This window comes from Martelella sp. FLE1502, from assembly GCF_053484255.1.
The window spans coordinates 196248-209465 of record NZ_JBAKFQ010000004.1 but is presented as its reverse complement, the minus strand read 5'-3'; the positions used below and the strand labels follow the sequence as shown (position 1 = coordinate 209465).

13 protein-coding genes and 1 other RNA gene are annotated in these 13218 nt (G+C 61.9%); 7 read left to right on the top strand and 7 right to left on the bottom strand.

Going from position 1 to position 13218, the window contains the following annotated elements:
- Positions 1–14: 14 nt before the first annotated feature.
- The 4 genes from V6767_RS05645 to ehuR all read right to left on the bottom strand — a co-directional run bounded on the left by V6767_RS05645 (position 15) and on the right by ehuR (position 4692).
- Positions 15–1298 carry a TRAP transporter large permease gene (locus tag V6767_RS05645; RefSeq protein WP_448472549.1) on the bottom strand — a complete coding sequence of 428 codons (1284 nt, stop codon included), beginning with the start codon at positions 1296–1298 and terminating at the stop codon, positions 15–17.
- A 10-nt stretch (positions 1299–1308) separates the two neighbouring features.
- Positions 1309–1893: a TRAP transporter small permease gene (locus V6767_RS05640; RefSeq protein ID WP_448472548.1), complete on the bottom strand. Its 585-nt coding sequence runs from the start codon at positions 1891–1893 to the stop codon at positions 1309–1311.
- Between the two features lie 93 nt (positions 1894–1986).
- Positions 1987–3009, bottom strand: a complete 1023-nt coding sequence (locus V6767_RS05635) for a TRAP transporter substrate-binding protein (RefSeq protein ID WP_448472547.1) — start codon at positions 3007–3009, stop codon at positions 1987–1989.
- Positions 3010–3303: 294 nt separating this feature from the next.
- A complete protein-coding gene (gene ehuR, locus V6767_RS05630; RefSeq protein ID WP_448472546.1) occupies positions 3304–4692 on the bottom strand; it encodes a MocR-like ectoine utilization transcription factor EhuR in 1389 nt (462 codons plus the stop codon).
- Between the two features lie 63 nt (positions 4693–4755).
- On the opposite strand from ehuR, the gene V6767_RS05625 reads away from it, so the two are divergent.
- From V6767_RS05625 to V6767_RS05615, 3 genes are all read left to right on the top strand, one after another.
- A complete protein-coding gene (locus V6767_RS05625) occupies positions 4756–5244 on the top strand; it encodes an Lrp/AsnC family transcriptional regulator (protein ID WP_448472545.1) in 489 nt (162 codons plus the stop codon).
- A gap of 149 nt (positions 5245–5393) precedes the next feature.
- A complete protein-coding gene (locus tag V6767_RS05620; RefSeq protein WP_448472544.1) occupies positions 5394–6884 on the top strand; it encodes an NAD-dependent succinate-semialdehyde dehydrogenase in 1491 nt (496 codons plus the stop codon).
- Positions 6885–6939: 55 nt separating this feature from the next.
- Positions 6940–8310, top strand: coding sequence for an aminotransferase (locus tag V6767_RS05615; protein WP_448472543.1), 1371 nt, complete (start codon positions 6940–6942; stop codon positions 8308–8310).
- Between the two features lie 163 nt (positions 8311–8473).
- Here the strand turns inward: V6767_RS05615 and thyA are convergent, their stop codons facing one another.
- Complete coding sequence (gene thyA, locus V6767_RS05610; RefSeq protein ID WP_448472542.1) at positions 8474–9400, bottom strand: thymidylate synthase; 927 nt, start codon at positions 9398–9400, stop codon at positions 8474–8476.
- Between the two features lie 134 nt (positions 9401–9534).
- Between thyA and ssrA the strand changes: the two genes are divergently transcribed.
- The 4 genes from ssrA (at position 9535) to V6767_RS05590 (ending at position 10879) form a co-directional block, all read left to right on the top strand.
- Positions 9535–9893: a transfer-messenger RNA gene (ssrA, locus tag V6767_RS05605) on the top strand.
- 98 nt (positions 9894–9991) lie between these two features.
- On the top strand, positions 9992–10468 hold the full coding sequence (locus tag V6767_RS05600) for an SspB family protein (protein WP_448429190.1): 477 nt from the start codon (positions 9992–9994) through the stop codon (positions 10466–10468).
- A gap of 7 nt (positions 10469–10475) precedes the next feature.
- Positions 10476–10670, top strand: a complete 195-nt coding sequence (locus tag V6767_RS05595; protein ID WP_448472541.1) for a DUF4169 family protein — start codon at positions 10476–10478, stop codon at positions 10668–10670.
- Positions 10667–10879, top strand: coding sequence for a ribbon-helix-helix domain-containing protein (locus V6767_RS05590; protein ID WP_448472540.1), 213 nt, complete (start codon positions 10667–10669; stop codon positions 10877–10879). The genes V6767_RS05595 and V6767_RS05590 overlap by 4 nt, the downstream gene beginning before the upstream one ends.
- Positions 10880–10892: 13 nt before the next feature.
- Here V6767_RS05590 and V6767_RS05585 read toward each other — a convergent pair whose 3' ends face one another.
- Entirely contained in the window at positions 10893–11393 is a 501-nt protein-coding gene (locus V6767_RS05585; RefSeq protein ID WP_448472539.1) for a GNAT family N-acetyltransferase, read from the bottom strand.
- Positions 11390–13216: a glutamine--fructose-6-phosphate transaminase (isomerizing) gene (gene glmS, locus V6767_RS05580; RefSeq protein WP_448472538.1), complete on the bottom strand. Its 1827-nt coding sequence runs from the start codon at positions 13214–13216 to the stop codon at positions 11390–11392. The genes V6767_RS05585 and glmS overlap by 4 nt, the downstream gene beginning before the upstream one ends.
- Between the last annotated feature and the right edge of the window lie 2 nt (positions 13217–13218).

Sequence of the window (13218 nt, the reverse complement as noted above, 5' to 3'; positions counted from 1 at the left end):
TTTTCCCTCCCGGTTTATCTGAATGCCAGATCGCGCGCGAAGAGTGCGATCTGCGGGAAGAAGATCAGGGCCACCGCGACCCCCATGAGAATGAGGATGAAGGGCGGCGTCCCGCGGATCACCTCGATATAAGGTCGCTTGAAGACCGCGATCGCCGTGAAAATGTCACAGCCGAACGGTGGCGTGGCCGAACCGATCGCAACCTGCAGCGTGATGATGGCGCCGACAAGCACCGGATCGAGACCGACTGCATCCACAACCGGCGCGAAGATCGGCACCAGAACGAGGATAACGACGATCGGATCGACGAACATGCAGCCGACGAAGAAGGCGATCGAAATGACGAACAGCACGCCGATCGGCCCCATCTCGGTAATGCCGATGGCGCCGAGGATTGCCTGCGGCACCTGCGCAAACGAGATCACCCATGAAAAGGCAGCACCTGCGCCCACCAGAATGAACACCACCGCCGTGATCAGGCCGGTCGACTTGGCGGTCTGGTAGACCTCGCCAACCGTGATCGAACGGAAGATCAGGACTTCGAGAAGCAAGGCATAAAGCACGCAGGCCGCGGCGGCTTCCGTCGGGCTGAAGACGCCGCCATAGATGCCGCCGATGATGATGACGGGGAAGCCCATGGGCCAGAGGGCTGCAAGCAGGGCCCTGCCGCGCTCGGACCATGTCGCCCGCTCCTCGGTCGGCACGTTGTTGCGCACCGCGTAGATGTAGCTGTAGATCGAAAACAGCACGAGGATCAGCAGGCCCGGACCGATGCCGGCGATGAAGAGTTCGGCGATCGAGGTATTGGACACGACGCCGTAGATGATCATGCCGATCGACGGCGGGATCAGGAAGGCGATGTCGGAGGCGTTGACGATCAAAGCCAGAATGAAGCTATCCTTGTAACCGGCCTTCAGCATGCGCGGCCGAAGCGGCGAGCCGACGGCGACCACCGTCGCCTGCGTGGAACCGGAGACCGCGCCAAAAAGCGTGCAGGCTGCCGCCGTGGAGACGGCCAGACCACCACGGACATGGCCCACAAAAGCCATCACAAGGTCGATCAGACGTCCGGCCGACTGTCCGCGCGTCATGATGTCGGCGGCGAAGATGAACATCGGAACCGCGATCAGCGAGGCCGGACGGATGCCGGCGAGCATCTGCTGGACCATGGTTTCCATCTGCCCCATGCCGCCGAACATCGTGAAGAACCCGATGAACGCGCCGACGATGAGCGGGATCATCATCGGGAAACCCAGAAGCAGGAGGACGATCATCGCGATGAAAATTGTAGCTGCCATGATGCCGTCCTCAGATCTCGAGTTCGTCTTCTTCGTATCCCTCGAGCACGCTGGTCGAGAGATAGATGTCACGCGACGTCATGTTCTTGATGGCGGTCAGCACATATTGCGCACCCGTCATGAAGAAGCCGATCGGCACCCAGACGAGGGTGATCCAGACGGGAATCTGAAGGGCGGGAAGCACGCGGCCGCGCGATGCCTGCGTCAGGAGATAGCCAATCGAGTAGTAGCACAGCCCGAACATGAAGAGCGCGGTCACCAGCGCGATGCCTATCATCAGCGGCTTGCGGACATTGCTCGGCAGGGCGTCGTAGATCGCCGACATCCGGATGTGGCGTCCGTGCCGCGCCGCATAGGAGATGCCCGCGAAGGTAATGAGAATGATGAGAATGCGGTTGAGTTCTTCGGAAAAGAAGATGCTCTGCTGAAACGCGAAACGGCCCACCACATTGGCGACCGTGTTCAGTGCCATCAGCAGGACGCCGGTGGCGAGAAAGAAGGATTCTATCCGGCTGATGGTCGTGTCGATTACGCCCAGAATGCCGGGTAAAGTGGATTCATGCTGCTCAATGCTGTCTTCGCCGCTGTCGGTCATCTCATATGTTCCCGATCCTGAAAGATACCGGGCGGGCTCTCACCCGCCCGGTCCTGTTCCTGATCCTTGGTATTCGTCCAGCCGTATCGGGACTTAACCTTCTTCGGCAGCCTTCAGATCGGCCTTCATCTGGTCGAGAATTTCCTGGCCGGACTCGCCGGTCATCTCGATGAAGGTCGCTTCCACGTCTGCGGCAGCGTCCTTGAAGCATTCGCGCTGCTCTTCATTCAGCACCGTCACCGTCATCTCGGGCTTGGCGTCCGTGATCTTCTTCAGCTCGGAATCAGCCAGACCCTTCTGATAGTCGACGATGTAGTCGTAGGCTTCCGTCGAGGCCTTCTCGATGAGCGCCTGGTCTTCCTCGCTCAGTCCGTCGAAGAAGTCCTTGTTGGCCATCACCGCCGTGGTGAAGTTGTTGTGGCCGGCATAGGTGATGTAGTCGGTCACCTCATAGAGCTTCGTCGAGTACAGGAAGAAGGTGGGGTTTTCCTGGCCCTGTATGATGTTCGTCTGCAGCGAACCGTAGACCTCGCCCCAGGGCAGCGGCGTCGGCGTTGCGCCGAATGCCTTGTAGCTCTCAACCAGCAGCGGGTTGGTCATGACCCGGAATTTCACGCCCTCAAGGTCGGCGCAGGTTTCCACCGGCTCCTTGGTGGTCATGGCGACTTCGCCTTCGGGGAACATGGTGAGGAGTTCAAGTCCCTGCTCGGCATAGAGCTCGGGGAACATCTCGTTGACGGCCTTGGAGTCCTTGTAGAAACGGGCAAGCTGTTCCTGGTCGGTCGGCAGCAGGTACGGCACGAAGAAGACCTGGGCTTCCGGGATCAGCGAACCGGTGAAGCCAGGCGACTGGTCAACGAACTGAAGAATGCCGGACTGGGCCTGTTCCATGATGTCCGCGGATTCACCGAGCGTGCCGAACGGGAAGAGCTGGATCTGGTGGTCGGAATTGGCCTCTATCACTTCCTTGAACTTCTGGGCGTATTTGCCCTGCACCTCGTCCATGGCTTCCTCGAAGGCGTACTTCCAGGTGGCCGCATGTGCGGTGCCGAGACCGGCGACGGTCATCACGGTCGCAGCAATGGAACTGAAAAGGATCTGTTTGTTAATGCGCATAAATGGTTGCTCCCATTGTGTTGGTGCGCGACCGCAATGGCATACGGGCCTGCCACGGCGGTACCGGGCAGGAATATTGCCTTGAAATCGGTCTGCGCTGTCTCCGGCTTCGACGATCCGAATTGATCGTGCCGGTGTTTCCCGCTCTAGTTTTATTATTGTTCTGATTTGGCAACGGTGAAACAATGACAATTTAGAGTCAATAATTATATTAAATCATTACAATTTCGAATGAGGCCCGTTGGCAGACTTGGCTTGTTCTTCGAACGACCGGACTGGCCGCAGGCGGCCGCGCTAATTGGTCAGAAGCGCCGGCTCAAAGCGGCTCCGGATAATGCGGCCGATGACCCTCAAACCGCTCTCCAGCGTCTCGATCGACTGCCCTCCGAGGCACACGCGCACCGCCGGCTCCGGATAATCATCGGCAATCGCGAACGCACCTCCTGGCGCGACCGCAACGCCTTGCTGGCGGGCATGGGAGACGAAGTCGTCCTCGCTCCAGCCGGGAGGCATCGGCAGCCAGATATGCATGCCGTTCGGCGAGGATCTGAAGGGGACGCCCGCCAGAATGATCTCGGCCAGACGGTTGCGTTCGGCGAAAGCCTCGGCCTGGTAGCGGGCGAGCTTCTCGGCGGTCCCGTCCTCGATCCAGCGTGCGGCTATTTCCGCGAGCATGGGCGTTGCCATCCAGTTGACAACGAGATGGCGGTTGGCGGTCGCGGCCTCCAGCGCCTCGGGCATGACGAGAAAGCCCAGCCGCAGGCCCGGCATCACGCATTTCGTCAGCCCGGTGAAATAGAAGGTCCGCTCGGGCGCCATGTTGGCGATCGGCGCCGGACGATTCGCCTGCATTGGCCCCCACGCATCATTCTCGATGATGATGATATCGCGTTTCCGGGCGACCTCGACGAGCGCGCGCCGCCGCTCTTCCGGCATGATCCGGGCCTGGGGACCAAGGCCCGCGGGCATCAGATAGACAGCGCGAACGGTCTCGCGAAGGCTCAGCCGTTCAAGCGCTTCGGGGATCATGCCCTGATCGTCGGACGGCACGCCGCGAAGGCGATAGCCGAGATAGCCGGCAAGGGGTTTGAGCGTATGATGCGTGAGTGTCTCGGCCGCGATCAGGTCTCCGCCATTGGCCGCGGTCAGGACCGCCAACGCCATTGCGGGGCTCGACCCGTTGGTGATCATAACCCCCTGCGATTGCAGCTCGATTCCGCAATGCCTCAGCCACTTTATGGCGTTCTCCCGGTATTTCCCCAGTGCGGTGGCCGGCCTGAACGACGCGTAGATCGTTGTTGGCAGATCGTCGGCGAGGTCCTTAAGCGCCTGCTTCATCAACGCAGCATGCATAGGCTCGAGCACCGGCTTCAGCAGCGACAGATCGATCATCGGGCCGTCGGGATTGCGCGGCAGATAGGGCGTGCGGGTCTCGTTGCCGGTGGCCCGCACGAAGGTGCCGCGACCCACTTCGCCGCTGATGACGCCGCGCCTGATCAGTTCGTCATAGGCGCGCCCCACCGTCTGTACGCTCAGTCCCAGATCGTAGGCGAGATTGCGATGGGTGGGCAGACGGTCGCCCTGCTTGAGCTGACCGCTTTCAATTGCTTGCATAACCGCGTCGGCCAGCGAACGATAAGCGGGACGACGAAGCGTCCCGGGTTGTGGAGGCCATATTGTCATGATTTAGTGTGACCCGAAAAAGGGACAATTGACAAGCCCCTCGCCATTCTGTGGAAACCCGCAATGATCAAGCTCGACGACCGCGATATCAAGATCCTGTCCGTTCTCGACCGCGAGGGACGCATCTCCAAGACGGAGCTCGCCAGGCGCGTTTCCCTGTCGGCCACGCCCTGCTGGGAACGGCTTCAGCGGCTGGAGAAGGCAGGCATCATTTCCGCCTACCGCGCGGAAATCAGCCTGAAGAAAATCGCCCCCCATGTGGAAGTCTTCGTGATGGCGGAACTCGAAAATCACCGGGTCGAAACCATGCAGGGTTTCGAGCGCGCCGTGGAGCGCTACGACGAGATCGTCAATTGCTGGGCGCTGGGGGGCGGCTACGACTATCTGCTGCATGTCGTCTGCAGGGACATCGACACCTACCAGCGCATGATCGACCAGTTGCTCGGCGAAGGCGCGGGTTTTGCGCGCTACTTCACCTATATCGTCACCAAGCCCGTCAAATCCGGCCGCATTCCCTTCGAGGCCCTGCTGCCGCCACGCGGCAAGGGTTGATTTCTCTCCCTTTCGCCCCCGTAAAAAAGAGGAATCCTCTGCCCGGGACATTTCGATAAGAGAATCCGACTGCCCGCCGCCCGATAGTCTCGATGCATCCGATCGCCCACCTGAGCGGCGATCCATCACGCACAAAACGGGAGAGAGACATGGCAGAAGCGCACCGCATCGATACCGTCCGCCGGGACATGTCCCGTCTCGACGATCCCAAACTCCTGCGCAGCTTCTCTTACATTGACGGAAAGTGGACGGCAGCAACCAACGGCGCGGCGATCAGCGTGACCAACCCGGCTGACGGCTCCGAGTTCGGGGAAATCGCGGCGCTGAGCAGCGATGACAGCGCCGCCGCAATCGATGCTGCGCAGACGGCCTTTCCCGAATGGGCGTCGCTCCTGCCACAGGAACGCTCGACGATGCTGCGGCGCTGGTTCGAGCTCATGGGCGAACACCGTGAGGACCTGGCCCGCATCATGGTGCTCGAACAGGGCAAGCCGATCTCCGAGGCACGCGGCGAGATCGACTATGCTGCGGCCTTCATCGAGTTCTACGCCGAGGAAGCCAAGCGCCCCAACATAGAGAGCGTGACCTCGCACCTGCGCGATGCCGAAGTCGAGGTATGGCGCGAGCCGCTCGGCGTTGCAGCGCTCATCACGCCGTGGAACTTCCCCTCGGCGATGATCACCCGCAAGGCGGCCGCGGCCCTTGCCGCCGGCTGCACCGTGCTGGTTCATCCCTCCGCCGAGACCCCGTTCTCCGCGCTCGCGCTGGCCGAACTTGCTGAACGCGCAGGCCTTCCCGCCGGCGTGTTCAACGTCGTCACCGGGAATGCCGCCACGATCGTCGAGCCCTGGCTCAACGATCCCCGTGTTCGCGCGCTGTCCTTCACCGGCTCCACCGAGATCGGCAAGCATCTCTATAGGCGCTCCGCCGACACCGTGAAGCGCCTTGTGCTTGAACTCGGCGGCCATGCGCCTTTCATTCTGTTTGCCGATGCCGACATGGACCAGGCCGTCGACGAGGCGATCAAGGCAAAGTTCGCAACCTCGGGCCAGGATTGCCTCGGCGCCAACCGCTTTTTCGTGGAACGCTCGGTCTACAGGACTTTCTGCGAAAAATTCGCCGCCCGCACCGCGATGCTCTCGGTCGGCATCGGCATGGACGATCCCGATATCGGCCCGCTGATGAACGAAAAGGCCGTCGCTAAACAGCGCCAGCATGTCGAGGACGCCGTCGAGAAGGGCGCGCGCGTGCTGACCGGCGGCAAGGGTCACGAAGCCGGCGACCTCTTCTTCCAGCCGACGGTGCTTGCCGATGTGCCCGCCGACGCCCTCATCATGCATGAGGAAACATTCGGGCCCGTGGCCGCAATCGCGCCCTTCGACACCGAAGAGGAAGCGCTGGCCCGCGCCAACGACACCGAATACGGCCTCGTCGCCTATCTTCACACACAGGACCCGCGCCGCATCTACCGCGCCAGCCGGGCGCTGCAGTTCGGCATGGTCGCCGTCAACCGCACCAAGGTCACCGGCGCGCCGATCCCCTTTGGCGGCATGAAGCAGTCCGGTCTCGAACGCGAAGGTTCGCGTCTCGGCATGGAGGCCTTCACCGAAGTCAAATATGTCTGCCGCGACTGGGCGTGAGCCCGCGGCAGACCCTCGCAACAACACGAACGAACGATAATCGAAAGGAAAGCCGATGCTTCGCAACGACCAGCTTGACCAGTGGGATCACGACCACTTCTTCCACCCCTCGACCCATCTGGGCCAGTTCGCCCGTGGCGAACTGAAGAACCGGATCGTCACCGGCGGCGAAGGCGTCCATATCTCGGACCGCGAAGGCAACAGGCTGCTCGACGCCTTCGCCGGCCTCTACTGCGTCAACATCGGCTACGGCCGCCAGGAAGTTGCCGATGCCATCGCCGAGCAGGCCAGGGAGCTGGCCTATTACCACTCCTATGTCGGCCATGGCACCGAAGCCTCGGTGACGCTCGCCAAGATGATCATCGACCGCGCGCCCGACAACATGAGCCGCGTCTATTTCGGCCTGTCGGGTTCGGATGCCAACGAGACCAACATCAAGCTCGTCTGGTACTACAACAACATCCTCGGCCGGCCGGAGAAGAAGAAGATCATCTCCCGCTGGCGCGGCTATCACGGCTCGGGCCTGATGACCGGTTCATTGACCGGGCTTGAACTGTTTCACAAGAAGTTCGACCTGCCGCTCAGCACCGTCATCCACACCGAGGCGCCCTATTATTATCGCCGCGAAGACCTGGCGATGTCGGAACAAGACTTCGTCGCGCATTGCGCCCGCGAGCTCGAAGCCCTGATCGAGCGGGAAGGCGCGGACACTATCGCGGCCTTCATCGGCGAGCCGGTCCTCGGCACCGGCGGCATCGTGCCGCCGCCCGCCGGCTATTGGGAAGCCATCCAGAACGTGCTGAAAAAACACGATATCCTGCTGATCGCCGACGAAGTGGTCACCGGCTTCGGGCGTCTGGGCACCATGTTCGGCTCCGCCCATTACGGCATCGAGCCCGACATCATCACCATCGCCAAGGGCCTGACCTCGGCCTATGCCCCGCTGTCCGGCTCGATCATCTCCGACAAGGTATGGAAGGTCCTCGAGCAGGGCACCGACGAGAACGGCCCGATCGGCCATGGCTGGACCTATTCCGCGCACCCGATCGGCGCGGCGGCGGGCGTTGCCAACCTGCAGCTTCTCGACAAGCTGAACCTGATCTCGAATGCCGGCGAGACCGGCGCCTATCTCAACAAGGCCATGTCCGACGCGCTCGGCGACCACGCCAATGTCGGCGAGATCCGCGGCGAAGGCATGCTCTGCGCCGTCGAGTTCGTCGAGGACCGCGACAGCCGCACCTTCTTCGATCCGTCGAAGAAGGTCGGACCATCGGTGTCCGCCGCCATGCTCAAGCGCGGCGTCATCGCCCGCGCCATGCCGCAGGGCGATATCATCGGCTACGCCCCGCCCTTCTGCCTGACCCGCGCGGAAGCCGACACCATCGTCTCGGCCACCGTCGACGCGGTGAAAGAAGTGCTCGGCTAAGCATCGTCTCAGCCTGAAAAGCGACAGCGCGGGGCGCAAGGCCCCGCGCTTTTTTTCATTCCCGAGAGGTCGGCCCGTTCAGCGCTTGCGGAAGCCGCAGCAGGCCGTGATCGCGGTGCGTTCCGCCACGGTGTCCGTCGGTCCGCCATCCGCGCTCGGGCTACTACACCGCCACCGGCGCGGCAATCGCCGGGTGCGGATCGTAGGCGGTTACCTCGAAGTCTTCGATCCGGTAGCCGTCGATGGAGGCTGGGCGGCGGAGAAGGCTCAGTTTGGGGAACGGGCGCGGTTCGCGCGCGACCAGTTGCTGGGCCATGTCGAGGTGGTTCAGGTAGAGGTGATAGTCGCCAGCCATCCAGATCAGTTCGCCGGGGGCCATGTCGACCTGCTGCGCCACCATGGAAAGCAGCGCAGCCGATGCCGCGCAGTTGAAGGGCGCACCGAGGCCGACATCGAGGCTTCGCTGGAACAGCAGCATGGACAGTTTCAACTTGGGTTCGCCTGGCCCCGCCTTTTTGTTCTCGGCAGTGTGAAACTGGTAGGTCATGTGGCAGGGCGGCAGCGCCATCTGGTCCAGTTCGCCCACATTCCAGGCGTGAAATAGCATGCGCCGGCTCGCCGGTTTGGTTTTCAGCGTCTCGATCACGGTGGCGATCTGGTCGTGTTCCTTGCCATTGGCATCGAGCCAGCGCCGCCACTGCTTGCCATACACGGGGCCGAGGTCGCCCCATTCGAGCGCAAAGCCGTCATCGGCGAGGATACGTTCCTCGAAGGCTTCCTGCGATATCTGTTCGCCCGTGGCATTGCGGTATTTCTCCAACGGCCAGTCGGTCCAGATGCGGACGTTTTCCTTCAGCAGAGACTGGATATTGGTCTGGCCGGTCAGGAACCACAGCATCTCCTTGATCGCGGTTTTCCAATAGACGCGCTTGGTCGTGAACGCCGGAAACGTGCCGTCGGAAATGTCGAAGCGCATCATCGCGCCAAAGGCCGACAGCGTGCCGACGCCGGTGCGGTCTATCCGCCGATCGCCTTTTTCCAAAAGGTGCTCGAGCAGGTCGAGATACTGATATTCGGGATGACGCGCCATGCGAAGCTCCTTGGAATCGTGCCGCAAGTCTGAACATCGCGCCCCTTGAAGGCAAGATATCGGCGCCGAATTCGGACGGTTGCCCACCGGAATGCGGGGTCCGCAGTCCGGGGAACGGAATTTCTCGGTCCCCGCCCCTTTCCAGAAGCTTTTGAAACACTTATATCAGGTCTGCCGGCTTGACCGGCTATGGTGATAAACGGCAATGCAATAAGCTCATTGGACCCGGGGGCGGTACCCGGCGCCTCCACCATGATCAGGCGGGAAGGCCTGATTTTGATGGGGGCGAAACAGGATCGACAAGAGTGTAAAGATTGACCTTTTACCCGGCATGATACCACCGTTATCGGGTCAAACGAGTAGTTGCAAATGACAACAAAGCTCAGGGTTACGCTGTAGCTGCCTAATGGCGGTTCCAGAAACCCAAATTAAGTCCTTGCGGGTAGCACTGTAAGGCGGGGTCCGGAGGCACCTGGCAACAGAAGCCTCCACCTGATTTTGAACAAAATCCCCTATAATGATTGCGATTTCCGAAAAGCCGACTTATGGCTGTGGGGAACGCAGCAACCGGGCGAGAGGCAGGAAGATTTAATGGGGCAGGACCATATTCGCTACGACGTTTTGGCGCAGGATGCATTGCGGGGCATGATCCGCAAGGTTCTGGCCGAAGTGGCTGCAACAGGCCACCTGCCCGGCGAACATCATTTCTTCATCACCTTCCTCACCGGCGCGCCCGGCGTGAAAATCTCGCCGGCGCTGAAGGAAAAATACGCCCAGCAGATGACCATCGTCATCCAGCATCAGTTCTGGGACCTGAAGGTAACCGACGCGCTGTTCGAGATCGGCCTGTCCTTCTCGGATGTGCCGGAGCGTCTCGTCATTCCCTTCAACGCCATTGTCGGTTTCTACGATCCTTCGGTGAACTTCGAGCTTGAATTCGACGTCGCCACCCTTGATGTAGAAGACGAGACGCCGACCGATCCGCCGATGAATGACGGTGACGACACCCCCGGCGGCGATGACGGCGCCTCCGTGGTCTCGCTTGACGCCTTCCGCAAGAAGCACTGAACGTTCGATGTGCGCCGAGATCGTCAATCTGCGGCAGCAGCGCAAACGCAACGAACGCCGCAAGTCAGAGCAAAGAGCCGCTGAGAACCGCGCGCTCCACGGCCTCACCAAGGGCGAGAAGCAGCGCGAAAAGCTTGAGCGCGACAAGGCTGAGCGCCGGTTCGATCAGGGGCGGCGCGAGCGCGGCGAAGACGAGGCGTGATCCGCAAACACTCCGTCAGCCTGCACGGCCACCGCACCAGCTTTTCCCTGGAAGATCAGTTTTACGCGGAACTGACCCGGATCGCGGACAAACGCGATCTCAGCCTCGCGGCCCTTATCGCCGAAATCGATGACGCGCGGGATGGGGAGATCAACCTGTCATCCACCATCCGGCTTTTCGTGCTTGCCGCGGTAAAGGCCGGGACATGAGCCCCTACCCTCCTCAGACCTCGCCATAGAACGCCCGGTGATAGGCGACCTTGCCGCTTGGCACATGACCATCAAAATCGAGCGCCATGAAGTGGTCCGGCGGCGCGCCGTCCAGCGTCAATGCCGGTTCGTGGCGAAAGCCGAAGCGCTGGTAGAAGGAGGGGGCGCCGAGCACCACGACGCCATGCGCGCCCTCGTCCTTCAGAAGCTCCAGCCCGCCGAGCACCAGCGAGGTGCCGATCTCGCGGCGCTGGAATGCCGGATCGACGGCGAGCGGGCCGAGCCCGAACCAGCCGTCCGTTCCATCGGAAATGCCGACCGGCGAGAACGCGATATGGCCGACCGGTCGCCCCTCCTCCTCCGCCACCAGCGCCAGCGACAGCGCGCCCGCCTTGCGCAGCCTGCGGATGATGTCGGGTTCGCTGCCATCGCTGTACGGCGTCTCCGCAAAGGCGGCCGCCACGAGCCTGTAGATCGCGGCGACGTCGTCCTGGCGTTCCCGTCGAATGATCATTCCACGGTCACCGCCTTGGCGAGGTTGCGCGGCTGGTCGGCATCCGTGCCCATGAACACCGCGGTATGATAGGCCAGAAGCTGGATCGGCAGCGAGAACACCATCGGCGCGATGAATTCCGGCATGTCCGGCAGCACGATGGTCTGCATGGTCTTGAGGTCGGAGGCCTTCGCGCCGCTCTCGTCGGTGATGAACACGATCTTGCCGTCGCGCGCGGCGACTTCCTGCATGTTGGACACCGTCTTTTCGAAGAAACGGTCATGCGGCGCGATCACGATCACCGGCATGTTTTCATCGATCAGCGCGATCGGCCCGTGCTTGAGCTCGCCGGCGGCATAGCCCTCGGCGTGGATATAGGTGATCTCCTTGAGCTTGAGCGCGCCCTCCATTGCCAGCGGAAAGCTGGTGCCGCGGCCGAGATAGAGAACGTGATGGAAATGCGAGAGTTCGCGCGAGAGCTTTTCGATTTGTGGCTGCACGGCGTGCAGCACCTGGCTCATCAGCCGCGGCACTTCCGAAAGCGCGTGCACCAGCTCCTTTTCGTCCGCCGGGGACAGCGTGCCGCGTTCGCGCCCCGCGCGCAGCGCAAGCGATGCCATAAGCGCCAGCTGACAGGTGAACGCCTTGGTCGATGCCACGGAAATCTCGGGCCCGGCGAGGATCGGGAACACCGCATCGGCCTCGCGCGCGATCGTCGAGCCGGTGACGTTGACGAGTGCGCCGGCCCTTGCGCCCTGCTCCTTGCAATAGCGCAGCGACGCCAGCGTATCGGCGGTTTCTCCGGATTGCGAGATGAACAGCGCAAGCGTGTCGTCCGATATCGGCAGTTCGCGATAGCGGAACTCGGAGGCGACGTCGATCTCCACCGGCAGGCGGGCATAGCGCTCGATCCAGTATTTGCCGATCAGGCCGGAGAGATAGGCCGTGCCGCAGGCGGCGATGGTGAGACGGGAGATTTTCGAGAAATCGATTCCGTCGTCGGATTCGGCGCTCCGCCCGGCCGCGAAATCGCAATAGCGGCCAAGCGTGTGAGAGATCACTTCCGGCTGATCGAAAATCTCCTTTTCCATGAAATGGCGATGATTGCCCTTGTCGATCATCATCGCGGACAATTGCAGCGGCTGGCGCTGGCGGCGCACCGGTTCACCGGCAAAATCGCAGAACACCGCGCCGTCGCGATCAACGATCGCCATGTCGCCGTCTTCCAGATAGGAGATGCCGGTGGCAAGCGGCGCGAGCGCAATCGCGTCCGAGCCGACATACATCTCGTCATCGCCGTGACCAATGGCAAGCGGCGGGCCGTAGCGGGCGACGAACAGCGTATCGGGCCGGTCCTTGAACAGGATGACCAGCGCGAAGGCGCCGGTGACCCTTTGAAGCATGGCCAGCACCGCATCGCGCGGGGCCATGCCGGCGCGACGATAGTCATCCAGCAGGCGGGCGACGACTTCGGTGTCGGTGTCGCTCGAAAAACTGACGCCCTTGGCCGTCAGTTCGGCGCGCAGTTCCGCGAAATTCTCGATGATGCCGTTATGGACAACGGCGACATCGCCAGCGATATGCGGATGGGCATTGGCCTCGTTGGGAACGCCGTGGGTCGCCCAGCGGGTATGGGCGATGCCGGTGACGCCGTCGACCGGGTCATCGGCAAGGCATACCCGCAGGTTTTCAAGCTTGCCCGGCGCGCGGCGGCGCACCAGTTCGTCCTCCTCGATCACCGCAATGCCGGCCGAATCATAGCCGCGATATTCAAGTCGCTTCAAAGCATCGACAAGACGACCGGCCACCGGCCGAACGCCAACGATCCCCACTATTCCGCACATAT